The organism is Bacteroides salyersiae, from assembly GCF_031172035.1.
Lineage (GTDB): Bacteria > Bacteroidota > Bacteroidia > Bacteroidales > Bacteroidaceae > Bacteroides > Bacteroides salyersiae.
Genome location: NZ_CP133452.1, coordinates 1,752,194 through 1,776,605, shown reverse-complemented (window position 1 = coordinate 1,776,605; position 24,412 = coordinate 1,752,194). Strand labels below are relative to the sequence as shown.

General features: G+C 43.0%; 23 protein-coding genes. 10 read left to right on the top strand and 13 right to left on the bottom strand.

What is annotated here, in order from left to right; genetic code table 11:
• The 4 genes from RB604_RS06505 to murI all read left to right on the top strand — a co-directional run bounded on the left by RB604_RS06505 (position 1) and on the right by murI (position 4,740).
• Positions 1-2,649 (top strand): BamA/OMP85 family outer membrane protein, encoded by a 2,649-nt coding sequence (locus tag RB604_RS06505; protein ID WP_005926767.1) that lies wholly within the window; start codon positions 1-3, stop codon positions 2,647-2,649.
• Between the two features lie 25 nt (positions 2,650-2,674).
• A complete protein-coding gene (locus tag RB604_RS06500; RefSeq protein ID WP_005926770.1) occupies positions 2,675-3,190 on the top strand; it encodes an OmpH/Skp family outer membrane protein in 516 nt (171 codons plus the stop codon).
• A gap of 57 nt (positions 3,191-3,247) precedes the next feature.
• Positions 3,248-3,763, top strand: a complete 516-nt coding sequence (locus RB604_RS06495) for an OmpH/Skp family outer membrane protein (protein WP_005926773.1) — start codon at positions 3,248-3,250, stop codon at positions 3,761-3,763.
• 134 nt (positions 3,764-3,897) lie between these two features.
• Entirely contained in the window at positions 3,898-4,740 is an 843-nt protein-coding gene (gene murI, locus RB604_RS06490; RefSeq protein WP_055293419.1) for a glutamate racemase, read from the top strand.
• Between the two features lie 150 nt (positions 4,741-4,890).
• On the opposite strand, the gene RB604_RS06485 is transcribed toward murI, so the two are convergent.
• Complete coding sequence (locus RB604_RS06485; RefSeq protein ID WP_007479017.1) at positions 4,891-5,676, bottom strand: fimbrillin family protein; 786 nt, start codon at positions 5,674-5,676, stop codon at positions 4,891-4,893.
• Between the two features lie 26 nt (positions 5,677-5,702).
• Positions 5,703-7,664, bottom strand: a complete 1,962-nt coding sequence (locus RB604_RS06480) for a tetratricopeptide repeat-containing sensor histidine kinase (protein WP_005926782.1) — start codon at positions 7,662-7,664, stop codon at positions 5,703-5,705.
• A 331-nt stretch (positions 7,665-7,995) separates the two neighbouring features.
• Between RB604_RS06480 and RB604_RS06475 the strand changes: the two genes are divergently transcribed.
• Positions 7,996-8,229, top strand: a complete 234-nt coding sequence (locus RB604_RS06475; protein ID WP_005926785.1) for a DUF2007-related protein — start codon at positions 7,996-7,998, stop codon at positions 8,227-8,229.
• Here RB604_RS06475 and RB604_RS06470 read toward each other — a convergent pair.
• On the bottom strand, positions 8,195-9,349 hold the full coding sequence (locus RB604_RS06470) for a pyridoxal phosphate-dependent aminotransferase (protein WP_007479018.1): 1,155 nt from the start codon (positions 9,347-9,349) through the stop codon (positions 8,195-8,197). The two genes, RB604_RS06475 and RB604_RS06470, sit on opposite strands and share 35 nt — an antisense overlap.
• A gap of 158 nt (positions 9,350-9,507) precedes the next feature.
• On the opposite strand from RB604_RS06470, the gene proB reads away from it, so the two are divergent.
• From proB to RB604_RS06455, 3 genes are read left to right on the top strand one after another with little or no spacing between them, the layout of a single operon-like run.
• Positions 9,508-10,590 carry a glutamate 5-kinase gene (proB, locus tag RB604_RS06465; RefSeq protein ID WP_055293417.1) on the top strand — a complete coding sequence of 361 codons (1,083 nt, stop codon included), beginning with the start codon at positions 9,508-9,510 and terminating at the stop codon, positions 10,588-10,590.
• A gap of 21 nt (positions 10,591-10,611) precedes the next feature.
• Positions 10,612-11,862 (top strand): glutamate-5-semialdehyde dehydrogenase, encoded by a 1,251-nt coding sequence (locus RB604_RS06460; protein WP_007479020.1) that lies wholly within the window; start codon positions 10,612-10,614, stop codon positions 11,860-11,862.
• A gap of 60 nt (positions 11,863-11,922) precedes the next feature.
• On the top strand, positions 11,923-12,879 hold the full coding sequence (locus tag RB604_RS06455) for a Rossmann-fold NAD(P)-binding domain-containing protein (RefSeq protein WP_055293414.1): 957 nt from the start codon (positions 11,923-11,925) through the stop codon (positions 12,877-12,879).
• A 118-nt stretch (positions 12,880-12,997) separates the two neighbouring features.
• Here RB604_RS06455 and RB604_RS06450 read toward each other — a convergent pair whose 3' ends face one another.
• The 7 genes from RB604_RS06450 to rpmH form a co-directional block, all read right to left on the bottom strand.
• Entirely contained in the window at positions 12,998-15,190 is a 2,193-nt protein-coding gene (locus tag RB604_RS06450; RefSeq protein ID WP_007479022.1) for a pectate lyase family protein, read from the bottom strand.
• Positions 15,191-15,462: 272 nt separating this feature from the next.
• A complete protein-coding gene (locus tag RB604_RS06445) occupies positions 15,463-15,855 on the bottom strand; it encodes a rhodanese-like domain-containing protein (RefSeq protein WP_025819143.1) in 393 nt (130 codons plus the stop codon).
• 37 nt (positions 15,856-15,892) lie between these two features.
• Complete coding sequence (locus RB604_RS06440; RefSeq protein WP_007479023.1) at positions 15,893-17,038, bottom strand: 1-acyl-sn-glycerol-3-phosphate acyltransferase; 1,146 nt, start codon at positions 17,036-17,038, stop codon at positions 15,893-15,895.
• Positions 17,039-17,047: 9 nt separating this feature from the next.
• On the bottom strand, positions 17,048-18,022 hold the full coding sequence (locus tag RB604_RS06435; protein ID WP_007479024.1) for a D-alanine--D-alanine ligase: 975 nt from the start codon (positions 18,020-18,022) through the stop codon (positions 17,048-17,050).
• Complete coding sequence (locus tag RB604_RS06430) at positions 18,019-19,095, bottom strand: RluA family pseudouridine synthase (protein ID WP_005926808.1); 1,077 nt, start codon at positions 19,093-19,095, stop codon at positions 18,019-18,021. Before RB604_RS06430 ends, RB604_RS06435 begins: the two co-directional genes overlap by 4 nt.
• Before the next feature lie 34 nt (positions 19,096-19,129).
• Positions 19,130-19,768: a PASTA domain-containing protein gene (locus tag RB604_RS06425; RefSeq protein ID WP_007479025.1), complete on the bottom strand. Its 639-nt coding sequence runs from the start codon at positions 19,766-19,768 to the stop codon at positions 19,130-19,132.
• A 389-nt stretch (positions 19,769-20,157) separates the two neighbouring features.
• Positions 20,158-20,319, bottom strand: a complete 162-nt coding sequence (rpmH, locus tag RB604_RS06420) for a 50S ribosomal protein L34 (protein WP_004292199.1) — start codon at positions 20,317-20,319, stop codon at positions 20,158-20,160.
• 191 nt (positions 20,320-20,510) lie between these two features.
• Between rpmH and efp the strand changes: the two genes are divergently transcribed.
• Both efp and RB604_RS06410 read left to right on the top strand, forming a co-directional pair.
• Positions 20,511-21,077, top strand: coding sequence for an elongation factor P (gene efp / locus RB604_RS06415; protein WP_002558969.1), 567 nt, complete (start codon positions 20,511-20,513; stop codon positions 21,075-21,077).
• 132 nt (positions 21,078-21,209) lie between these two features.
• Entirely contained in the window at positions 21,210-22,607 is a 1,398-nt protein-coding gene (locus tag RB604_RS06410) for an alkaline phosphatase (RefSeq protein ID WP_025819142.1), read from the top strand.
• 90 nt (positions 22,608-22,697) lie between these two features.
• Here RB604_RS06410 and RB604_RS06405 read toward each other — a convergent pair whose 3' ends face one another.
• From RB604_RS06405 to RB604_RS06395, 3 genes are all read right to left on the bottom strand, one after another.
• Positions 22,698-22,940, bottom strand: coding sequence for a winged helix-turn-helix domain-containing protein (locus RB604_RS06405; RefSeq protein ID WP_005926819.1), 243 nt, complete (start codon positions 22,938-22,940; stop codon positions 22,698-22,700).
• 254 nt (positions 22,941-23,194) lie between these two features.
• Positions 23,195-23,959 (bottom strand): UDP-2,3-diacylglucosamine diphosphatase, encoded by a 765-nt coding sequence (locus RB604_RS06400; RefSeq protein ID WP_025819141.1) that lies wholly within the window; start codon positions 23,957-23,959, stop codon positions 23,195-23,197.
• Positions 23,960-24,048: 89 nt separating this feature from the next.
• Positions 24,049-24,360, bottom strand: a complete 312-nt coding sequence (locus RB604_RS06395) for a metal-sulfur cluster assembly factor (protein ID WP_005926825.1) — start codon at positions 24,358-24,360, stop codon at positions 24,049-24,051.
• Positions 24,361-24,412: the final 52 nt, after the last annotated feature.

Genomic DNA, 24,412 nt, shown 5'->3' with positions numbered 1-24,412 from the left:
ATGCATTATCGTATTTCCTTCATATTCGTAACGTTTATCTGCCTGTTTGGGTTTGTATTGGCAGGCAGGGCACAAGATGCTAACACAGACGAATCTTCAAAGCCTGTTATTTTATATTCAGGAACACCCAAAAAATATGAAATAGCCGATATAAAGGTCGAAGGTGTTAAAAACTACGAGGACTATGTACTCATCGGGCTGTCCGGATTATCGGTAGGACAAACGATCTCAGTGCCGGGCGATGAAATAACAAGTGCTATCAAGCGTTATTGGCGTCATGGACTATTCTCGAATGTACAGATTACAGCCGAAAAGATAGAAGGTAACAAAATTTGGTTAAAAATCAGTCTGACCCAACGCCCGCGTATTTCGGAAATACGTTATCATGGTGTTAAAAAGTCAGAAAGGCAGGATTTGGAAACACGTTTAGGATTGGTAAAAGGCAGCCAGATTACCCCGAACTTGGTAGATCGTGCAAAAACCCTTATTAAACGTTATTTTGACGACAAAGGTTTCAAAAATGCAGAAATCATTATCTCACAAAAAGACGATGTTTCCAATGAAAACCAAGTCATTGTCGATGTAAATATTGATAAAAAAGAAAAGGTAAAAGTGCATGAAATTACGATCGTCGGCAACAAGGCCATCAAAACGTCCAAGCTGAAACGCGTAATGAAGAAAACAAATGAAAAAGGTAAACTGAAAAACCTGTTCCGTACCAAGAAATTCATCAATGAAAAATACGAAGAAGACAAACAGTTGATTATCGATAAGTATAATGAATTAGGTTACCGTGATGCGGTGATCGTTGTGGACAGTGTATCACCTTACGATGAAAAGACCGTCAATGTATATATCGAAATAGAAGAAGGAGACAAGTACTATCTTCGTAATGTAACATGGGTAGGTAACACTTTATATCCTTCCGAACAACTGAATTACCTTCTCCGCATGAAAAAGGGAGATGTCTATAATCAGAAATTATTGAATGAACGCCTTTCTACGGATGAGGATGCTATCGGTAACTTATACTATAACAACGGCTACCTGTTCTATAACCTCGACCCGGTTGAAATCAATATCGATGGAGATTCTATCGACCTTGAAATGAGAATTTACGAAGGCAGACAAGCCACCATCAATAAAATCAAGATCAACGGTAACGACCGTTTGTATGAAAATGTAGTTCGCCGTGAACTTCGTACCCGTCCCGGGCAACTGTTCAGTCGTGACGACCTCATGCGTTCTATGCGTGAAATCCAGCAAATGGGACATTTCGACCCGGAAAATATCCAACCGGATATTCAACCGGACCCGATGAACGGTACGGTTGATATCGCCTACAATCTGGTATCCAAAGCCAATGACCAGGTTGAATTCTCCGCAGGTTGGGGACAGACAGGTGTAATCGGTAAATTGAGTTTGAAGTTTACCAACTTCTCACTGGCCAATCTGCTACACCCGGGAGATAACTATCGCGGTATACTTCCGCAAGGTGACGGCCAGACATTGACCGTCAGCGGGCAAACCAATGCAAGATACTATCAATCATACAGTATCTCATTCTTCGATCCGTGGTTTGGAGGCAAACGTCCGAACTCATTCTCAGTTTCGGCTTTCTACTCCAGACAAACCGATATCAGTAGCCGCTATTACAACGACAGCTATTATAATAACTATTACAACAGTATTTATAGTGGTTATGGCGGATATGGCATGTACAACTACGGAAACTACAACAACTACGAGAACTACTATGACCCTGACAAATCGATCCAGATGTGGGGACTTTCAATCGGTTGGGGTAAACGTCTAAAATGGCCGGATGACTATTTTACGCTTTCAGCAGAATTGGCATACCAACGTTATATATTGAAAGACTGGCAGTATTTCCCTGTTACAGACGGTAAATGCAACAACATTAGTCTGAACCTGACATTGGCCCGTAGTTCTATAGACAATCCGTTGTTCCCGCGCCAAGGCTCCGAATTCTCATTGTCGGCACAGATTACACCACCGTATTCTCTGTTTGACGGAAGAGATTACAAAGGATACTATAATTCCAATGGTAGCATTACTCAAGACAATAGAAACAAGCTATACAATTGGATTGAGTACCATAAATGGAAATTCAAAGCAAAAACTTATACAGCTTTGATGGACTATACCACTCATCCTAAATCTTTGGTACTGATGAGTCGTGTTGAATTCGGTTTATTGGGACACTACAATAAATACAAGAAGTCTCCATTCGAAACATTTGATGTAGGTGGCGACGGTATGACGGGATACTCGAGCTATGCTACGGAAAGTATTGCATTACGTGGATACGAAAACAGTTCGTTGACACCTTACGGTAGCGAAGGTTATGCATACACCCGTTTGGGCATCGAATTAAGATATCCGTTAATGCTGGAAACAAGTACTAACATTTATGTGTTAGGTTTCTTAGAAGCCGGTAATGCATGGAACGATATCAATAAATTCAATCCGTTCGACTTGAAACGTTCTGCCGGTGTCGGTGTACGTATCTTCCTTCCGATGATTGGTATGATGGGTATCGACTGGGCTTACGGTTTCGATAAAGTATTCGGTAGCAGCAGTGCCGGTGGCAGTCATTTCCACTTCGTACTGGGTCAAGAATTCTAATTGTTTCATTAAAAAACTAAACATTATGAGAAAGTCTGTTCTATTTATCATGATGCTGTTTGCTGTCAGTCTGACAGCCAGCGCACAGAAATTTGCTCTGATTGATATGGAATATATCCTAAAGAATATTCCCGCTTACGAGCGTGCTAACGAACAGTTGAACCAATCCTCCAAGAAATGGCAAAGTGAAGTAGAAACGCTTGCCAAAGAGGCTCAAACACTGTATAAGAATTATCAATCGGAAACAGTATTTCTTTCTGAAGAACAAAAGACCAAGAAAGAAGAAGAGATTGTAGCAAAGGAGAAAGAAGCTGCAGAGTTGAAACGTAAATATTTCGGTCCGGAAGGCGAACTCTTCAAGAAAAGAGAAAGTTTGATGAAGCCTATTCAGGATGAAATATACAACGCTGTAAAAGAACTGGCGGAACAGAAAAGTTACTCTGTTGTAGTAGACAGAGCATCAGCAGCAAGTATCATTTTTGCATCTCCGCGCATTGATATAAGTAATGAAGTGCTGGCAAAGTTAGGATATTCAAATTAATTTCATACATTTGCAAGCGATAACCGGAAAGTAATCATTAAAATAAATAATAAAACTATGCTAAAGAAAATTGCACTATTAATTATGTTAGTACTCCCGATGGGTGTATTTGCACAATCAACACTTAAGTTCGGTCACATGAATTCGACTGATATTATTCCTACAATGCCCGAATATACAAAAGCCATTTCGGAATTGCAGGCTTTGGAAAAAAACTACACAGATGAAATTCAACGGACTCAAGCAGAATTCACAAAAAAATATCAGGAATTCCAGCAAGCAATAGCAAAAGATTCTCTACCGCAAAACATTGCAGAAAGAAGACAGAAAGAATTGCAGGATATGGCTGAAAGACAAGAACAATTCCAGCAGGAAGCACAACAGGGAATGCAAAAAGCACAGCAAGAGAAAATGGCTCCTGTATATCAGAAGTTAGACAATGCGATCAAAGCTGTAGGTGAAGCAGAAGGTGTTATCTATGTTTTCGACCTTGCGCGTACGCAAATACCTTATATCGGTGCTCAAAGTATCGATCTTACCACTAAAGTAAAAGCTCAGCTCGGAATTAAATAAAAGAACGACAGCTTAAGTTTTTTATAAGCAACAAATAACAGACAAAGCGAGCTACAAGCAACAAGTTACCGGCAATTTCGACTTAAAATGCCATTTGTAACTTGTAGCTTGTAGCTCGTAACTTTTCCATCATCATGAAACCAAACCTCTCACAAGCCCCCGGCCCTATCGGAGTATTCGATTCGGGTTATGGCGGACTGACCATTTTAAGTAAAATCAGGGAAGCCCTGCCTCAATATGATTACATCTATTTGGGAGACAACGCCCGTGCCCCTTATGGCACACGTTCCTTTGAGATTGTTTATGAATTTACCCTCCAAGCTGTAAATAAATTATTTGAAATGGGATGTCATCTGGTAATTCTGGCATGCAACACAGCTTCGGCAAAAGCGCTGCGTACTATACAAATGAATGATTTACCGGATATAGATCCCCAACGGAGAGTGCTCGGAGTGATCCGCCCTACAGTAGAATGTATAGGCGACATGACTCACAACCGCCACGTAGGGGTATTTGCCACGGCGGGTACCATCAAATCAGAGTCATATCCTCTGGAGATACATAAATTATTTCCGGACATTCATGTCAGTGGAGAAGCTTGCCCGATGTGGGTGTCATTGGTAGAAAACAATGAAGCCAACGACCCCGGAGCCGATTATTTTATTAAAAAGTACACGAACATTCTGTTAGAAAAAGATCCTCTGATCGATGCGATCATATTAGGATGCACACACTATCCGTTATTACTACCTAAAATAAGGCAGTTTGTACCCAGCAATATCAAGGTCGTTTCTCAAGGCGAATATGTTGCTGCAAGCCTGAAAGATTACCTTTATCGCCATCCGGAAATGGCAGTCAAATGCACAGAAGGCGGAGAATGCACGTTTTATACGACAGAAGCAGAAGAAAAATTCACCGAATCCGCATCTACTTTTTTGAATGAGAGAATAAGTGTCAAACGGATAACACTTGAATAAACCGATTGAGTAATCCGTACGCTCTCCATATAATATAAGCCCTCTCTGTATCTTGTTTATACAAAGAGGGCTTTATCTTTATCATATGTTTCATTAACACGATTTCATTAATCTAACGTGAGCTCGATATAACTCACGTTAACCTAACACTTATAAGGGAATAGATCCATCAAAGATTGTAATGGTCACCTTGTCACCTTTCACAACCGCCTTATAATTTTCTCCTGATTTCAACAGTACGGTTTCGGCTACTGTAGCAGTATAAGCCCTACCGTCACTCAACTGCACTTGAAAAGGAGTTCCTTTTTCAATTTTTTGTGGCAGAAGGTTAATAGCAATAATCGCTTTTACACCTCTTGTCGTGCTATTCGCTACACATTCAAATTTAGTATATTCCTTTTCGTCAAGAGTAGTAACAGAACCATCTTTCAAGTTCTGAACACCTTTATTCTTTAACAAAGCACCGACCTCAATACTGCCCGGATAAGGATTGCCATCCTCCTCAAGAACTTCTACTGCCAAAGGGACCATCACGCGTTTAAACTGAAGACATACCTGCTGCTGACCGTTGACCGCTTTCGCCTGCCCGAACAAATAATCATCCGTTCCTCCTTTCAATACACGAGTCTCCGCACCGGATACATCTTCCGGCAAACGCGGGTAATGGGCATAAAAGAGAACCTCATCCGCCTTTCCGAATTCTTCCCATGAACGAGTATCTTCTCTGAGGTTAAACACTGTAAACGCATCATCCAATTCGGTACGCATTGAAATCACATCAATGGAAGTACCACCGGCCCGTGATAGAACTTCATCACCAATCACAACACTGGTGAAGTTAATCGTTCGAGCGGTTATCAACTCTTCCGATTCATTTTGCTGACAGCTCCAAAGGCAACTCAACGCCAGACTCATAAGAAATACTTTTGTTTTCATTTGTTAGGGTATTAAATATATAAAAACTAAGAATATGGTATTATAAATACAAAACGACACCCTTTCGTGTACTTAGAATCAAGAGTCAGACTCCCTCCCAACTTATCTGCAATTCCCCGACAGATCGAGAGTCCCAGTCCGGTACCCTGCGAATAACTGTCAAGTTTGGCAAATCTGGAGAAAACCGCCTCCTGCTTTTCCAAAGGAATGCCAGGCCCTGTGTCGGTTATAGTAAAACAGATCCGCTGTCCCTCCTTCATTATATTATATGCCAATGTTATATCACCCGACGGAGTGAATTTTGCAGCATTATGCAGCAAGTTCACCAACACCTGCATGATACGCTCCGGATTACTTTTCACGATAAATTCTTCACGGGCCGGCTGGAAATGCAATTCCACTCCCTCTTGCACATCTTTACGAATATTATCCACACTCAACTTACAACAGTCATTTATATTGGTCATGATATCAGCCGGCATCTTTCCGGTCTTATCCAGATCAGACAACTCGAGCACATCTGTTATCAGCCGAAGGAGGTTATTACTGTTCTCCTCTATAATAGAAGCATATACCTTAGTATCCGGATCATCCTGATAGCGGTCTCCCAATATTTGAGAGAATCCCACAATCGAATTTAACGGTGTACGAATTTCGTGCGACATACTTTGTATAAACAACGTTTTCATCTGGCTGGCGGTCTCTGCCGCATTTTTTGCTTTCCGTAATTCTTCCTCCGAATGGAGAAGCCGTTTATTCAAGCGATTCTCACGATACAAAAATATAAATACGAAAACCAGTAAGGTAACCAGCGAAATTATGAGAAGTTGCTTATTATGCAATTCTTTTTTCTGTGCCTGAAGCACTAACTCTTTTTTCTCGGCATTCAATCTTTCCATATTGACCAGAGTGGCAAATCCACTGATGGATTGTTCTTCATTACTTTGTCTTATGGAATCTTCCAGCAAAATATATTTGGCCAAAAAATCCGTTGCAAGATCCTTTCGCCCCATCGCCCGATATATTTCACCTTTCATACGATAATGGCTGCCTTGCAACGCATGTTCGTTAAGCCGCAGTTCTTCCTCTATTTGTTTATCGGCAGCCACCAAAGCTTTCTGATATTGTTTGGTTTGCTTGTAATAGAAGACTTCATTCTCGTAGTAAAGCTTCTTATAAATATCCAGTTTTTTATCCTCTTCGACCAGCACTTTGGCCTCCTGCAATCTATTCCAAGCCTCGCCCGGATTATCTATGGCAAGATAATAGTGTACATATCCCAATTTTGCAGAAAAAACATGCGTACTTGCATTGGCCGTAGATTCCGCTTTTTTCAGCATTTCGAGAGCTTTAGAAATATCCCCCTGGTTGATATAGTATTTGGCTACCTCCGTATAAGAAGTTGAAATATTATAATTATCAACATGATAAGTTTCAGTCAGTTCGATTCCTTTCAGGCAATATTCAATAGCCAGACTCTTCAAATCTTTGATTTCATAAATCTGATACAGACTGTTATAACAATAAAGCAATCCGATTTTACTATCTCTTTTTTGTGCATCCTTAAGCATTTCCTGAGCCTCATACAAGGCAATATTACTTTTTCCTGTTTTGAGATAATATAAAATCAAACGGTTGTTCCAAACGAAATAATAGTATTTAGGCTGATTGGTTTTCTCCGCAAACTCCTTAACCACCTTCGTATAATGAATGATACTGTCTTCTTCATCTCCCTTAAAATAATAATGGTCTAATTTCAGAGTCAATGCTACAGCTTGCATGCGCTGATCTCCTTTTTTTTCAGACATCCAATATAATGTATCCGCCATGTGAAGAACTTTCGAATCACCGACATTCTCCTGACAACGCTGAAAGTAAGAATAAAGTTCACTATCTACATTAAACTCTTTTTCTTCTTGCGCACAGACTGTACAACAAAGAATAAGAGAAATGACAAATAATATTCTCCGAGAGGGGATCGTTCTCATATTTCTGCAAGATTAATGGCGTGGTTGTGTTTCGCAAATATACATCTATTTTTGACGTTTAGGCAATAAATTGATTAATTTATTCACTTTATTGTGTATTTTGCTCACACTATTAAGAAAAGCAGAAACAAAGAGTTCTCTTTTTGTGCCCGTCCACAGTTACTATCCAAAGCGTTTCAAACAGTGTGTAAAGGATACGAAACATACATAGAGTGCTGTATTATCGAAAATAAACAAAATAGTCTCTTACTTTTTCATCTCCCGATGCCATTTTTCTGAAATTATCGTGTACATTTGTAGAAGTATAAACACCTTAATACCCCAAAAAATTATGAAAGAAGAAGATAATAGCCGTTTAGTTGAAGTGTTTTCCGGTTCGAGATGGGAAGCAGAACTCATCAAAGGTCTGCTTGAAAGCAATGAAATAGCAGCCGCCTTGAAAGACGGCCTCATCACAACGATAGCTCCCTATATCAGCCCTACCGTATCTGTAATGGTGACAGAGGACTGTTATGAACCTGCAATGGAAATTATAAGAAACCGCGAGAAAGCAGAAAACGATTAAGACGATCGAGCGCCTCGCGGATATTCTCTAACGAGTTGGCATACGAAAAACGAACGTATCCCTCTCCTCCTGTACCGAAGTCGATTCCCGGTGTAATTCCAACATGTGCCTGCTCCAATACTTCGAAAGCAAATTTATAAGAATCCTTTGTAAATTTGCGGGCATCGGCAAAAATATAAAAAGCCCCTTTAGGTTCGACCTGGATACCGAATCCCATTTCGCGAAGGCGCCCGATCATGTATCGACGGCGCTCGTCATAGGTAGCACGCATTCTTTCCACATCAGGGGCAGCATACCGAAGCGCAGCAATACCGGCTTGCTGAGCTATACTGGGAGCACAGATAAAAAGATTCTGCTGTAATTTCTGTAAAGCCCGCATGCAAGTTTTAGGCGCTATCACATAGCCGAGCCGCAATCCGGTCATGGCAAAACGTTTTGAAAAACCATTCAGAACAAATGCCTGATCCGTAAATTCCAGAATACTACGGGCACGTCCTTCATAAACCAATCCATGATAAATCTCATCCGAAATCACAGGAACTCCAAGCCCGGCAATCTCTTTCAAAAAACGATCTTCCAATAAAAGTCCGGTAGGATTCATCGGAGAATTGATGAAAATAGCTGCCGTACGGGTCGTGATAAACTTTTTGATATCTTCTATATTGTATTGTAACCCGTTTTCCGGACGAAGCGGAACCAACACAGGTTTTGCCTGTGCGGCCAGCACAAAATTGCGATAACAGGCATAACCGGGATTGGAAAGAATCACCTCGCTGTCCGGACGGCAAAGCAGCAACAAAACCAGCAGGATAGCCGGCGAAGAACCGGAAGTCACCACAATACAATCGGGGTCTACCGTCACCCCGTATTCCTGCTGATGAAAAGCAGCAATTTCCTTCCTCAATTCAGGATCCCCCAAAGAGTGAGTGTAATGAGTCAAATGAGAATCATACGCTTTCTTGGCTGCTTCGGCAACACAGACAGGAACATCAAAATCGGGTTCACCTACTTCCAGATGAATAATATCGATACCTTGTTTCTGCAATTCATTGGCACGTTCCAATACGTCCATAACGATGAACGAGGTCATTTGTTCCACCTGAGGGTTAGTCTGCTTCATGGGTCTACTTGTTTTTTCGGGGTACAAAGATACGCATTTTTCAACCTAAATAATGCCGGGACAGGTCTTTTCATTCATGAGATTAAGTTGATTTCACACCCGCCTAACTTTCATTACGATAAAAAGTCCTATATTTGTGCTTTCAAATCGTTAGCAAAATGAAACAAGAGTTTACAAGAATTGCCGTAAAGGTAGGAAGTAATGTACTGACACGCCGGGATGGGACATTGGATGTAACCCGCATGTCAGCCCTTGTCGACCAGATAGCCGAACTGCACAAGGCGGGCGTAGAAGTAATCCTCATCTCTTCGGGTGCCGTAGCCTCCGGCCGTAGCGAAATACGGACTCTAAAGAAGCTGGACAGCATAGACCAGCGTCAACTCTTCTCGGCCGTAGGCCAAGCAAAACTAATCAACCGGTATTATGAATTATTCCGCGATCATGGTATCCCGGTGGGACAAGTGCTGACTACCAAAGAGAGTTTCGGCACACGACGCCATTACCTGAACCAAAAAAACTGCATGACAGTCATGCTGGAAAACGGAGTAATTCCTATAGTAAACGAAAACGATACCATCTCGGTCACCGAACTGATGTTCACCGACAATGACGAACTATCCGGTCTCATCGCTTCGATGATGGACACGCAGGCACTTATCATTTTAAGCAACATAGATGGTATTTACAATGGTTCTCCCAACGACCCGTCTTCTTCCGTCATCCGGGAAATCGGCCACGGCAAAGACCTGTCGAGCTATATACAAACCAGTAAGTCGAGTTTTGGCAGAGGCGGCATGCTGACAAAGACCAACATCGCACGCAAAGTAGCCGACGAAGGCATTACCGTCATCATTGCCAATGGAAAACGGGATAATATCCTGGTCGACATTCTGCAAAAGCCGGAAGAAACTCTTTGCACCCGCTTCACCCCGTCGCAGGAACCGGTATCCAGTATAAAAAAATGGATTGCACACAGTGAAGGCTTTGCCAAAGGTGAAATACATATGAACGAATGCGCCACGGAAGTTTTGAATTCGGACAAGGCCGTGAGCATATTACCGGTCGGCATCACCCGTATTGAAGGTGATTTCGAAAAAGATGACATTGTGCGCATCATTGACTTTCGCGGGAATGCAGTAGGAGTAGGTAAAGCAAACTGCGACTCCGCACAGGCCCGTGAAGCAATGGGGAAGCATGGCAAAAGACCTGTAGTGCACTATGATTATCTGTATATAGAATAATAGATTTTAGAGCCCAAAGATATGAACCTCAAAGAAACATTTACCACCGTACAGGCAGCCAGCCGGAAACTGGCTCTACTGGACGATCAAACAATCAACCGGATACTGAATGCGGTAGCAGATGCCGCCATCGCCGAAACTCCGTTCATCTTAAGCGAGAATGCAAAAGATCTCGCACGAATGGAACAGAGCAATCCGAAATACGACCGGTTGAAGTTGACGGAAGCACGGCTAAAAGGAATTGCAGCCGATACTCGCAACGTGGCTACCCTCCCCTCGCCATTGGGACGGGTATTGAAAGAAACCGTCCGCCCCAATGGAATGAAACTGACAAAGGTCTCTGTCCCGTTCGGTGTCATCGGCATCATTTATGAAGCGCGCCCCAACGTCAGTTTCGATGTATTTTCCCTTTGTCTCAAAAGCGGCAACGCCTGTATCCTGAAAGGAGGAAGTGATGCCGACTGCTCCAACCGGGCCATAGTCAGCGTTATCCACGATGTGTTAAAGCGTTTCGGCGTAGATACACATATCGTAGAACTCCTGCCGGCCGACCGGGAAGCCACGGCGGAACTCCTGCATGCCGTAGGATATGTAGATCTCATCATTCCGCGCGGCAGCAGTAATCTGATAAATTTTGTACGCGAGAATGCAACGATCCCTGTCATTGAAACAGGGGCGGGTATCTGCCATACTTATTTCGACGAATATGGAGATACAGCCAAAGGAGCCGCCATCATCAATAATGCAAAAACACGCCGCGTCAGTGTATGCAACGCACTGGATTGCGTTCTCATCCACGAGAAGCGACTGAACGACTTGCCGGAAATCTGCAAAAAATTACAAGACAGCAACGTCATTATCTTTGCCGATCCCCAAGCCTATCACAGTCTGGAAGGGCATTATCCGCCGGCACTCTTGAAACCGGCTACCCCGGAAAGCTTCGGCACAGAATTTCTGGACTATAAGATGGCAATCAAAACCGTGAAAAGTATTGAAGACGCCTTGGGGCATATTGCAGAATACAGTTCCAAGCACAGCGAAAGCATCATCACAGAAAATAAGGAATGCGCCGCCCTATTCAGCAAAATTGTAGATGCCGCTTGTGTATATACCAATGTATCCACGGCCTTTACCGACGGAGCACAATTCGGATTGGGAGCCGAAATCGGTATCAGTACGCAAAAATTGCATGCTCGCGGTCCGATGGCACTCGAAGAAATAACCTCCTACAAATGGATCATTGAAGGAGACGGACAAACGAGGGAGAGTTGAGAAGAGATGAGAGAGGGGAGAATGGAGATGGGAGAAGTATAATTAAAAAAATAGAGAGATATGAAGAAATTTACTTGTGTACAGGACATAGGCGATTTAAAAATCGCCTTGGCCGAAGCATTTGAGATTAAAAAAGACCGTTTTAAATATGTAGAGTTGGGAAGAAATAAGACTTTGATGATGATCTTCTTCAATTCCAGCCTGCGTACACGCCTGAGTACCCAAAAGGCGGCACTCAATTTAGGGATGAATGTTATTGTTCTCGACATTAATCAGGGGGCATGGAAACTGGAAACCGAACGGGGAGTTATCATGGACGGCGACAAACCGGAACATCTGCTGGAAGCCATTCCGGTGATGGGGTGTTATTGCGACATCATAGGCGTACGCTCTTTTGCACGTTTCGAGAATCGTGATTATGACTATGAAGAAGTAATCATTAACCAGTTCATCAAATACTCCGGTCGTCCGGTGTTCTCGATGGAAGCAGCCACGCGCCATCCGTTACAGAGTTTTGCCGACCTTATCACCATTGAAGAATACAAAAAAACCGCTCGGCCGAAAGTGGTCATGACTTGGGCACCCCATCCCCGTCCATTGCCACAAGCCGTACCGAATTCGTTTGCCGAATGGATGAATGCAACCGATTACGATTTTGTAATTACCCACCCCGAAGGTTATGAACTCGATCCGAAGTTTGTAGGCCGTGCAAAGGTGGAATACGACCAAATGAAAGCTTTCGAAGAAGCCGACTTTATCTATGCCAAGAATTGGGCTGCCTATACAGGTGACAATTACGGACAGATCTTAAGCAAAGACCGCGAGTGGACGGTAAGTGACCGCCAGATGGCAGTGACCAACCATGCTTATTTCATGCACTGTCTGCCTGTACGCCGTAATATGATCGTAACGGACGATGTCATCGAAAGCCCGCAGTCTATCGTCATACCGGAAGCTGCCAATCGTGAAATATCGGCCACAGTCGTATTGAAAAGACTACTGGAAGGATTGCAATAAGCAGCCTCAACACAGCATATCACAACAACAAAAGCTCCGGTTATCCGGCGGGAATACCGCAGACAACCGGAGCTTTTTCACTAAAACCATATTCAGCCTTCAACAGGCTATCCCAACACTACTGAAAGAATATCTTCTTCCCGTTTCTTATATAAATACCTCTCTGAGGATTCTGAACCACTCTACCGGACAAATCATAGATAATGCCATCTTCATCGGCAGCCTCACTAACCGTCTCCTCGATACCGGTCGAACTTGAAGCAGGTGTCAGATTTATATAGAAAAGATTATGCGAATCCGCCTTTGTCAATTCGTGCGAGCCGGCAGCTAATTTATAGGTAAGGATACCGTCTGAATCGCTTGCAACTTTCGTCCCGTCAATTTTAATATTAGGTGTTTTATCAGCTTTTCCAAAAACCAAAGTCAGCGTCATTTCCTCCTCTATTGTGAATTTTACAGAAGTGGCACTTTCCATTTTCAAACACCAATCATACTCCGTCCCGTTTACAGTTACCGAACCTTTATCTTTAGAATAGTTGCCTGTTACCGTATAAAAATCATTGGACGGTTTCTTATCAGCCGTGAAATAACAGGAATAATCGCCGTCCACCGGCGGCACAGGTTTATCATCACCGTCGCCATCGCCATCACCGTCACCATCACCGTCACCACCGGAAGTATCGCCGAAAACACCAACCAATTGAGAAGTATAATTAGTGATTGCAGACTTCAACGCAGTATTTACAGCAGACGAAGCGTCGTCAACCGCATTGTCAAAAGACCATTTAAAATCACCGTGCTGCATACGCCCGGCACCATATTGTCCGGAAACAATTCCCGGAATATCCGTTGCCACATCAACAGCGTATGTATACATCTTGCTCTTATCCGTATCAAAATTATTATAAGACGTACCTCCGGAAAGAGTCACATAAGAAGCCGGTACAACTTCATCACGTGTTTCCGCCTCATAACAATCAAAACTTGTAGCTGATTGCTTGTGTGTCACAAGCTTAAAATTGGAGGATTTCTCCGCGTAAACATTCCCATATGCTTTGATCATCCCACCGGTCTCTCCGCTAAAAGTTGCATTTTTCTCTCCATTTACAATATCTGTACCCTGCAAAGAAATCATCATCGGCTTATTTGTATTACGGAAATAGTTACTTTCTACAAATACGTTCGAACCGGTAGTAGCTCCCACCCCATATTTTGAGATACCGTCAAAATAATTATTGTATACATGTACGGTCATTGTACGCACACGAGGATGGCGCGAATCCGAGTGATCGAACCAATTATGATGATAGCTGATAAAATTCTCTCCCGTTTCGGATGTCATACCACAAAGAGCCATCTTACCCGAATCCCAAAAACGGTTGTAAGAGAAAGTCATATATTTGGAATCTGCCTTACAATCCAAAGAACCGTCACCTTTAGCCTGGTCCGAAGCACTACCGGTTTTACCATAAAAGAAATCAATATTATGCACCCAGCAATTACTATTATCCGTATCCAACGAGATACAATCATCCATACAGAGCATAACCGCAAAGTTTCTAATTTCAACACTCTTGCAATTTCTCAGCAAAATGCCGAATCCCCGGATTGTAGCATCATTTCCCACTCCCTCAAGGGTGATGTTCATCTCGCTGTTCGCATTCTTTCCTTTAATCTGTAATCCCTCCGCACTACTGGAAAAATGGTCCATGTCATTTGCTTCAATCAGGCCGATGATACGAATTACCAAAGGTGTCGTATCATACCCTTTCTGACGTGCATCGATAATGGTTTGAAGTCCAGTGAAGGTTTCAACCTTGCCCTTATTGTCTGTGACAACAGGACAGGTCACCGTTTTAGCGGTCTTAGAGGTAACATAAAGCACTTTAGCATTATCCTTCAATGTTCCGTCATCCTTATATGCACCTACACCCGAATAATTGAAATGAGCAAATCCCGCACGATCGTGCGCTTTCACTTCAAATGTAGAAGACTCAACAGCCTGACCGGTCATTTCCGTTCCCTCTTCATCCACCGGTACTATTTTAAATTGATAAGTTCCGGCTTTGACACCTATCACATCCGCACGCCCGTAATCTCCATAATTACGTACCAGTTCCGCATCCAATTTGGAATAAGAGCCGTCAACCGACTTACAATAAACGCTATAGGTAGAAGCCCCTTCTACCAGATTCCAAGTGACATAGCCCGATTCGAACCAGCCTCCCACCTCTTTGATGGAAGTAGCAGCCGATAAAGCCATCGGCATTAATAAGGCAAAGGCAAACAAAAGTAAAGTTTTGAATTTCATAGTCTCCAATTTTATTAATTATATATTCAATGAAAAAAATCGCGGGTTTGACGACTGCAAGATTACGGAGAACTACGAAAACCCATGTGTAATAATAAGCCTTTTATGTAGAAAAAACGGTTTGCCGGGCTTTATCACCCAACAAACCGCTTTATAGTAAGCCTCTCCCCGCCCTCTCCGTGGGAGAGGGAGTAAGAAATGACTCGCAAACAATTGATTAGCAGTACTAACTTTGGCTCCCTCTCCCACGGAGAGGGTTGGGGAGAGGCTGTTTACTGTTCAATTGTCTTTCCTGCCTGCTGCCAAGCATTAAATCCTTTATCCAATTCAAAAACCTGATATCCCCGTTCACTCAAAATATCAGCCGCCTTCTTACTACGCTTTCCACTGCGACAATAAACCGCCACCGGCCTGTCTTTCTGAAGAGTAGAATCGGCAATGGCAGCAAACGAATCATCAAGTACGTTGATATTGATCGAAGCAGGGATACGTCCTTCCGAATATTCGGCCAAAGTACGAACATCCAGACGTTGCACATCGGAAGCTTCTATCAGAGACTCAAAGTCATTCACCGACAGCGACTTAAACTCGCCCTTCTGCTGGCAAGAGAAAAGCGTAGAGAAAAACAGGAAAACTCCTGTAAACAATTTATTCATCTTTGATATTTTTTATCGGGTTAGTATTAAGTTCGTTTCAGCCAGATTATTTAGCAGCCAAATAATTAGTCAACGGATTCGCATACATCAGCAACATCTTTTCGCGCAGAAACGGAATATCTTTATTCGGGATATCGATCTTGCCCAGTTGCTGCTCTATATAGTTTTCAAAATGAGCCTTTTCTTCCGGAGTATAGTAACCGGTAAATTCATCGGTCCCCGTCCGTAAATCATGAGCGATGTAATTACCCGGATACAAACGGTAACTGGCATGAATACGTCGGTCTATCAATGAAGAAATGTGCGCAAACAGCTCCGTCTTCGGCAAGCTGCGATCCATCTTTTCAAGAACATCATTTATGCAGGGAGCGGCCTGGAAATGTACTTTTCCCTTATAGCCGAACAGCCCCGTTTCCATATTACGCAAATCATCCTGCGTCGTTTTCTTATATCCCTCGATATCCCTTTTCAACTGAAACTCCTGCGCCTTGAGAAAATCGCAAGGGTCATATTCATACGAGATCGCCATCGGAGCTATGTTTATCTCCATCAGACGGTCTATAAGATCCCCTTCACCACCCATAGCCAACATCTTGAGCACGCTGTCCTGCGTACGGTCATTGGAGTCCTTGGCACGTCCTTCGCGCTGTGCAATCCAGACGGATTGATTCTTCTCCAGGATTGTGTAATGGATGTATCGTGACATGCGGGCAGAAGATTCCAGCATCTGACGCATGGTCAGCGCACGCTGCACAATAAACGACTTATTGACACGGACAAACTTCTTGATCCACGGATAGATCAGCAGATTGTCTCCGATCGCAATTTCTACTGTATCCATGCCCTGGTCCACAAGCAAAATCGAAAGGAAGCCCGAATCAAGAATGATATCCCGATGGTTGGTTATATACACATACGCCTTCTTTTTATCCGGTAGTGCCGTATGATCGAGAGTCAGGCCATTCGTATGCCTTTCGGACAGTTTCCAAAGGATATCATAGCAGAAGGTCTTCTGGAAATCCAGCTTTGTTTTGCAAGCACGTATTTTCTGGGCCAGAATCTCAAAAGGCACATTCGGTATCACAGTACAAGCGGCTTTCTGAAATGCCGGATCGGCAATTAATTCCTCGAATATACGGGGAAGTTCTTCGTCGTGATAAGGACGGATTTCATCAAACTCTGTTGTATTCATAACGCGTCACTAAAATTTATTCTCTATTATATCAGTCATTACATCCTTTATATCCAATCCGGCAGCACGCACTTGTTGTGGAATAAAACTGGTAGCTGTCATTCCGGGAGTCGTATTTACTTCAAGCAGGTTTATCTTATCACCGGCCGTAATGATGTAATCGACACGGATAATTCCCGAGCATCCCAAGATGTCATAAATGGCAGAAGTCAACGTTTGTACACGGCGTGTCAACTCATCGGAAATACGGGCCGGAGTAATCTCATCCACTTGTCCGTTGTATTTGGCATCGTAATCGAAAAATTCATTGTCGGTTACCACCTCCGTTATAGGAAACACTACTGATTTCTGTTTTGTTTTGTAGCAACCGCAAGTTATTTCAGTACCATCCATGAACGCTTCTACCAGCACTTCCTGCGCTTCACTGAATGCTTTCAGAATGGCGGGCTGTATTTGTTCACGGGTTTTCACTTTCGTCACTCCGAAGCTGGAACCTCCTAAACTCGGCTTGATAAAGCAGGGCAGACCGATTTTCTCTATCACGTCTTCATCCGAAACAGTTTGCCCCTGGCGAAGCAGTAACGACTCGGATATCCGAATACCGAAAGCCTTGAGATACTGGTTACAGATAAACTTATCATAAGTCATGGCAGCCGCCAATACTCCACAGCAGGAATAAGGGATACGCATCATATCGAAATACCCCTGAAGACGCCCGTCTTCACCCGGAGTGCCGTGAATAGTGATATAGGCGAAATCAAACTTCACCTTTTCCGCCCCTTTCATGAAGCTAAAATCATTGCGGTCTACCGGCGCCTTGCGTCCATCAGGCAGTTGCACTTCCCAACGGAGCCCTTCCATCTCGACGATATACAAATCATACTTCTCCTTGTCTATAAAAGAGCATATCCCCTGTGCACTACGCAGGGATACATGAAATTCGGAGGTATCACCTCCTGCCACGATAGCAATTGTGCGTTTCATTCTATTTCTCTGTTACTTATATAGCTTCTCCACTTCTCTATCAACCGGCTCATATCATCGGGCATTTCCGAGGTGAAATACATCTCCTCTCCCGTAACAGGATGTACGAACCCCAATGTCATGGCATGCAAAGCCTGCCGTGGACAAGTGTCAAAGCAGTTATTTACGAATTGTTTGTATTTACTAAAATGAGTCCCTTTCAGAATCTCATGTCCGCCATACCGTTCGTCATTGAACAATACATGGCCGATATGCTTCATGTGGACCCTGATCTGATGCGTACGCCCTGTCTCCAGAATACACTCCACCAACGTCACATAGCCCAAACGTTCGAGCACACGATAGTGCGTCACGGCATGTTTGCCGACAGTAGGATCGGACATGACCGCCATCTGCATCCTGTCCTTCGGGTTACGGGCGATATTGCCGACGATCGTCCCTTCGTCCTGCTCCACATTTCCCCATACCAATGCACGATAACGCCGTTTCGTCGTTTTATTAAAAAACTGGATTCCGAGATTCGTTTTCGCATCCGGTGTTTTTGCAATGACCAGCAATCCGGAAGTATCCTTGTCGATACGGTGTACCAAACCTACGTGGGGATCGTTGGCATCATAGTCAGGATTGTCCTTCATATGCCATGCCAGCGCATTGACCAGTGTACCGTGATAATTTCCATGCCCCGGATGTACCACCAGACCGGGCGGCTTATTCACCACCATTACATATTTATCTTCATATACGATGTCGAGGGGAATGTCTTCCGGAATAATTTCATTCTCATAACGCGGACGGTCCATCATCACCGTAATCACATCCAACGGCTTCACCTTATAGCTACTTTTCACCGGTTTCCCGTTGGCCCTTACCAAACCGTCTTCGGCAGCTTTCTGGATACGGTTGCGCGAAGCATTGACAATACGCTCGAACAAATATTTGTCGACTCTCATCATCGCCTGCCCTTTATCCACAACCACCCGAAAGTGTTCGTACAACTGGGCATCCGCTTCCTCTCCGACAGGTTCTATATCATCAATATCATTCTCTATATCGTCCGGCAATTCCTCTATCATACAGTTTTCTTTCTAAATCTTGACAGGTATCCACTTAAAACCACGAATCATCAACCGGTGATTCATGACTATCCATTATGCTGTCTGCATTTTGAATGGAATCATTATCCACAGGCAACTCCTCTCCATCTCCCACCAACAGCGTCAGAGTGGCTCCTACGGGAACCTTATCCCCCATCTCCAATTGCCGGCCCATATACTTCACTCCATACACCCAGTCCTTTTCTCCGGGAATCATTTCATTCTCAGACAGTTTAAATCCCGCAGCCAATATTTTAGCCTGTGCCTGGCGCATCGAACTATTGTCCGCTACATCCGGCACGGGACGCAAAGGAATATTCAATGTATTGATAGTCAGATAAATTATTCTTCCCTCTTTTACTTTTTGCCCCACCGACGGGGTTACATCCAAAATACTTCCGGCCGGCTTATTCTTCACATAACTGGAATCCGATACAACACAAACCAACCCATGATTACGGAAAAGCATTTCCGCTTCATCAATTGTCATGCCTTTGACATTCGGCACTACGACAGCCTCGCCGTGACGGGTATAACTATCCAGCCATTTCAATACTCCGAAAAACAACAGGCAAACCACTGCCACCATTGCCATCAGATTTAACCAAAAGTATTTATTGGCCTTGAACGAAAAAAATTCCTTTATTGTCATAAATCTTAGCTGTTAATCCGCGTCAAAGATACAATTTTAACTACACAGTAGCATAGAGTTTGCATAGTTTTTCATTTCCGGAGACAGGGCGAGATACGTTAAGTTCGTTTCATACTATTGAAACGAACGGTTCCTCTTTATTGAAACCAACAGTTTCAATAGCATGGAACGAATGGTTTCATCCGTATGGAACGAATGGTTTCATTAAGTGAAACGAATGGTTCCACACCGAGAAACCCGGCCTGACATGCCGGGATACCCCGGATACCCTAACACAGTACGAATGGTCACCTCCGAAACGACAGGTCACCTGCCGGCATAAAAAAAGAAGCAAAGACAATGTCTTTACTTCTTCAATTTCGTTTTTTACAACTCTGCAGAATAATTCCTTATGCTTTCACTCCGTTGTATTCGTCAGAAACAGTCAGCTTCTTACGACCTTTAGCACGACGTGCAGCCAATACTCTACGGCCGTTAGCAGTTGCCATTCTCTCACGGAAACCGTGTTTGTTTTTTCTCTTTCTGTTAGAGGGTTGAAATGTTCTTTTCATTACTGTATCTTGTTTTTATTGTTATTATTCTACGTAATCGGGCTGCAAAAATAGGCACTTTTTTTAAATAAACCAAGAGATAACTCATTTTTAGTCAAAAGATTTTGTATTTTTTGCCGATTTAGATTACTTTTGCACCCGGAAAGTCCAGTAGATAACTCAATAACATTAAATAATAAAAGATATCAAGTATGATTAATGCTCAAGACATCAAGAACGGAACCTGTATCCGTATGGACGGAAAGCTTTATTTCTGTATCGAATTTCTTCATGTAAAGCCAGGTAAAGGTAACACATTCATGCGCACCAAGCTGAAAGACGTAGTAAGCGGTTATGTTCTTGAACGCCGTTTCAATATCGGTGAAAAACTGGAAGATGTACGCGTAGAACGTCGTCCTTACCAGTTCCTATATAAAGAAGGTGAAGATTATATCTTCATGAACCAGGAAACTTTCGACCAGCACCCGATCGCTCACGACCTGATCAACGGAGTAGATTTCCTTCTTGAAGGAGCCGTGCTCGACGTTGTTTCCGATGCTTCTACAGAAACCGTACTCTACGCCGACATGCCTATCAAAGTTCAGATGAAAGTTACTTATACCGAACCGGGAATGAAAGGTGATACAGCTACCAACACACTGAAGCCGGCAACCGTAGAATCCGGTGCAACCGTACGTGTTCCGTTGTTCATCAACGAAGGCGAAACCATCGAAATCGATACTCGTGACGGTTCTTACGTAGGACGCGTGAAAGCATAACAACAGTATTTCATTCATATTACAAAACGGTAAACCGATTGCAATAGACCTGCAATTTGTTTACCGTTTTTTTCGTTTATCCCCTGTGTAATCCGTATATTTGCCTGTCAAAATCAAAAACCTCTTAATATAATGAAGCGATTAATGTATGTATTATGCTTTGTACTGATATCCGTTGTAGCACACGGACAGGCGAAGTATGTCTTCTATTTCATCGGTGATGGAATGGGAGTAAACCAAGTGAATGGCACAGAAATGTATCGTGCCGAATTACAAAACGGACGTATAGGAGTGGAACCGTTGCTCTTCACACAGTTCCCCGTAGGCACCATGGCAAGCACTTTCTCGGCCACCAATTCAGTAACAGATTCATCGGCAGCAGGTACCGCCCTCTCCACTGGGGTAAAGACTTACAATGGAGCCATTGGAATGGACGACCGGAAAGAACCCCTGCAAACAATCGCTGAAAAAGCTAAAAAAGCCGGTAAGAAAGTGGGTGTTGCCACCAGCGTAAGTGTAGACCATGCCACTCCCGCCGCGTTTTATGCCCACCAACCCGACCGTAACATGTATTATGAGATCGCAACTGATCTTCCCAAAGCTAATTTTGATTTCTATGCCGGAGCAGGCTTTCTAAAACCCACCACCACAGCAGACAAAAAAGAAGCACCAAGCATCTTCCCCATGTTCGAAGAAGCCGGCTATACTCTGGCCCGTGGTTACAACGATTTTAAGGCAAAAGCCCCGCAAGCTCAAAAAATGATTCTCATCCAGGAAGAAGGCGCCAATGCATCTTGCCTGCCATATGCCATCGACCGCAAAAAAGACGATCTGACCTTGGCACAGATTACCGAGAGCGCAATCGAATTTCTTACCAAAGAAAAAAACAAAGGCTTCTTCCTAATGGTAGAAGGCGGCAAGATAGACTGGGCTTGCCATTCGAACGATGCCGCTACCGTATTCAATGAAGTAGCGGATATGGACGAAGCCATAAAAGTAGCCTATGAATTTTACAAAAAACATCCCAAAGAGACGCTGATCGTAGTCACTGCCGATCATGAGACCGGTGGTATAGCATTGGGAACAGGCAAGTACGCACTGAACCTGAAGGTTCTTCAGCATCAGAAAAACTCCGCCGATATCCTCTCTGCCCGGATCAGCGAACTGAGAAAAGCTAAAAACAATAAGGTTTCGTGGGAAGACATGAAATCTTTATTGGCAGACAATATGGGGTTCTGGAAAGAAATTCCTATCTCTTGGGAGCAGGAGAAGAAACTACGCGATGAATACGAGAAATCGTTCGTAAAAGATAAAGTAGTTTTCGAAGAAAGCCTGTATTCGAAGAGTGAGCCGATGGCTGCACGTGCCAAAGAGGTAATGGATGAAATCGCTATGATCAGTTGGGCCAGTGGAAGTCATTCGGCCGGATATGTTCCGGTTTTCGCCATTGGAGCAGGTTCACAGCTTTTCGGAGGAAAGATAGACAACATCGAAATCCCGCAACGAATTGCCAAAGCGGCAAAATACTAAAGTACATTAAAACAACAAAAGTCCTCTCATCAAACAGAGGACTTTTATTTTTTATACATCACCCAAGCATAACACATGGTACCGGTTTTCTTATCCGAAGGCAAATTCATACTTGCTACTTTGATTGGTTACTACCAAGTTGTCTCCTCTGAATTCAAGGTTGATATTTCTCTCTTTCGCCAACCATCCCAAAATAAAGGCCAAATTCTCTCTGTCGATTCTCAAGTGAGTGGAAGACAGTTTAACAATCAAGTCTTTTGCACTAATTTCACTGGTTTCCCTCAAAATACGTCTGATTTTCAGCAACGCATTATTAAATTCTTGCTCGTTCATAGTTCTCCGTTTAAAAGTTAGACATTATATTAACATATCGCAGAATCCATAAATAGCAGATAAATCGCTTCCGATCTATAAGGGGGGCATAAGATGGCAATTCACTATCAAAAGCAAATATAGCAATTTATATTATAAATACAAATAATACGTCCCTATTTTTATTTAAACTATAAGCTAAAAGATGACTTAATTAAGAATATATCACATTCCTTTATCATTGGGGTAATAATCGAAAGAGGGTATACGGCCTACTACAACTGTGTTTCTCCTTCTATATAATTCTCTAGGAATAAATTCTCACCGTCAAACACGACATATGAAAAGTAATTGATCCAATCTCCCAAGATCAGTACCCGTGCAGTAGTGCTCAACATCAAATCAAGCTCTATATGGCGGTGTCCGTAAATAAAGTAATTTATATTCGGATGATTCTTCAGATATTCTTTGGTATAGAGCACCAGATATTCTTTATCTTCACCCATATAATCAGGCTCTTTCCCGTCTTCACGTTTCATGCGGCTATGCTTTGCCCATGTCAAACCTAAATCGATGCTCCATCGGGGATGAATCATTGAAAACAAAGTCTGCAGCGTTTTGCTATGAAACATCGAACGCAAAAACTTGAATTTCTTGTCCGGATCTCCCAAACCGTCACCGTGAGCCAAATAAAATTCCCTGCCATAGATTTCAGTAGTAAGAGGTTTGCGATGAATAATTACGCCACACTCTTTTGACAGGTAATCCCCACACCAGATATCATGATTGCCGATAAAGAAATGCACTTCTACTCCCATGTCCGTCAACTCGGAGAGCTTTCCCAAAAAGCGTGTATACCCTTTAGGAACCACCAATTTAAACTCATACCAGAAGTCGAACATATCTCCCAGTAAATAAATAGCCCCGGCTTTATGTTTGATGCTATCCAAGAAATTCACCAACCGCCGTTCTTGTGTACGACCGTGCTCAATAGCACGGGAACCCAAATGAGCATCGGAAAGGAAATAGATGTTTTTCATTTTTATTCCATTGAAAGTTTTACAATTCACTATTGACAGTGAAGCGGACAGTGTGGCATTGTACTGCCACACTATCAATTATTTGTTAATTAAAGAAAGCCCAACTCCAGTTTTGCCTCTTCACTCATCATATCCTTGTCCCATTCCGGCTCGAAAACCAAATTAATGGCAGCCGACGGCACTCCGTCTATGGACTCTACCTTCTGGCGAACGTCCTCCATGATGAAATCGGCAGCCGGACAGTTAGGAGCTGTCAGCGTCATATCGATAGCCACCTCTCCGTTATCAGCAACTTCTATTTTATAAATAAGCCCCAAATCGTATATATTGACCGGAATTTCCGGATCATATACAGTTTTCAGCATATCTACAATCTTCTCTTCTATTTCAAACTTTGTCATAATCGTGAACTTTATTGATTACATAGACAAAAATAATGCTTTTCTGCATAGA

Coding starts and splice junctions, on each gene's coding strand:
- RB604_RS06505 (WP_005926767.1), top strand. CDS start 1: ATGCATTATCGTATTTCCTTCATATTCGTAACGTTTATCTGCCTGTTT.
- RB604_RS06500 (WP_005926770.1), top strand. CDS start 2,675: ATGAGAAAGTCTGTTCTATTTATCATGATGCTGTTTGCTGTCAGTCTG.
- RB604_RS06495 (WP_005926773.1), top strand. CDS start 3,248: ATGCTAAAGAAAATTGCACTATTAATTATGTTAGTACTCCCGATGGGT.
- murI (WP_055293419.1), top strand. CDS start 3,898: ATGAAACCAAACCTCTCACAAGCCCCCGGCCCTATCGGAGTATTCGAT.
- RB604_RS06485 (WP_007479017.1), bottom strand. CDS start 5,676: ATGAAAACAAAAGTATTTCTTATGAGTCTGGCGTTGAGTTGCCTTTGG.
- RB604_RS06480 (WP_005926782.1), bottom strand. CDS start 7,664: ATGAGAACGATCCCCTCTCGGAGAATATTATTTGTCATTTCTCTTATT.
- RB604_RS06475 (WP_005926785.1), top strand. CDS start 7,996: ATGAAAGAAGAAGATAATAGCCGTTTAGTTGAAGTGTTTTCCGGTTCG.
- RB604_RS06470 (WP_007479018.1), bottom strand. CDS start 9,349: ATGAAGCAGACTAACCCTCAGGTGGAACAAATGACCTCGTTCATCGTT.
- proB (WP_055293417.1), top strand. CDS start 9,508: ATGAAACAAGAGTTTACAAGAATTGCCGTAAAGGTAGGAAGTAATGTA.
- RB604_RS06460 (WP_007479020.1), top strand. CDS start 10,612: ATGAACCTCAAAGAAACATTTACCACCGTACAGGCAGCCAGCCGGAAA.
- RB604_RS06455 (WP_055293414.1), top strand. CDS start 11,923: ATGAAGAAATTTACTTGTGTACAGGACATAGGCGATTTAAAAATCGCC.
- RB604_RS06450 (WP_007479022.1), bottom strand. CDS start 15,190: ATGAAATTCAAAACTTTACTTTTGTTTGCCTTTGCCTTATTAATGCCG.
- RB604_RS06440 (WP_007479023.1), bottom strand. CDS start 17,038: ATGAATACAACAGAGTTTGATGAAATCCGTCCTTATCACGACGAAGAA.
- RB604_RS06435 (WP_007479024.1), bottom strand. CDS start 18,022: ATGAAACGCACAATTGCTATCGTGGCAGGAGGTGATACCTCCGAATTT.
- RB604_RS06430 (WP_005926808.1), bottom strand. CDS start 19,095: ATGATAGAGGAATTGCCGGACGATATAGAGAATGATATTGATGATATA.
- RB604_RS06425 (WP_007479025.1), bottom strand. CDS start 19,768: ATGACAATAAAGGAATTTTTTTCGTTCAAGGCCAATAAATACTTTTGG.
- rpmH (WP_004292199.1), bottom strand. CDS start 20,319: ATGAAAAGAACATTTCAACCCTCTAACAGAAAGAGAAAAAACAAACAC.
- efp (WP_002558969.1), top strand. CDS start 20,511: ATGATTAATGCTCAAGACATCAAGAACGGAACCTGTATCCGTATGGAC.
- RB604_RS06410 (WP_025819142.1), top strand. CDS start 21,210: ATGAAGCGATTAATGTATGTATTATGCTTTGTACTGATATCCGTTGTA.
- RB604_RS06405 (WP_005926819.1), bottom strand. CDS start 22,940: ATGAACGAGCAAGAATTTAATAATGCGTTGCTGAAAATCAGACGTATT.
- RB604_RS06400 (WP_025819141.1), bottom strand. CDS start 23,959: ATGAAAAACATCTATTTCCTTTCCGATGCTCATTTGGGTTCCCGTGCT.
- RB604_RS06395 (WP_005926825.1), bottom strand. CDS start 24,360: ATGACAAAGTTTGAAATAGAAGAGAAGATTGTAGATATGCTGAAAACT.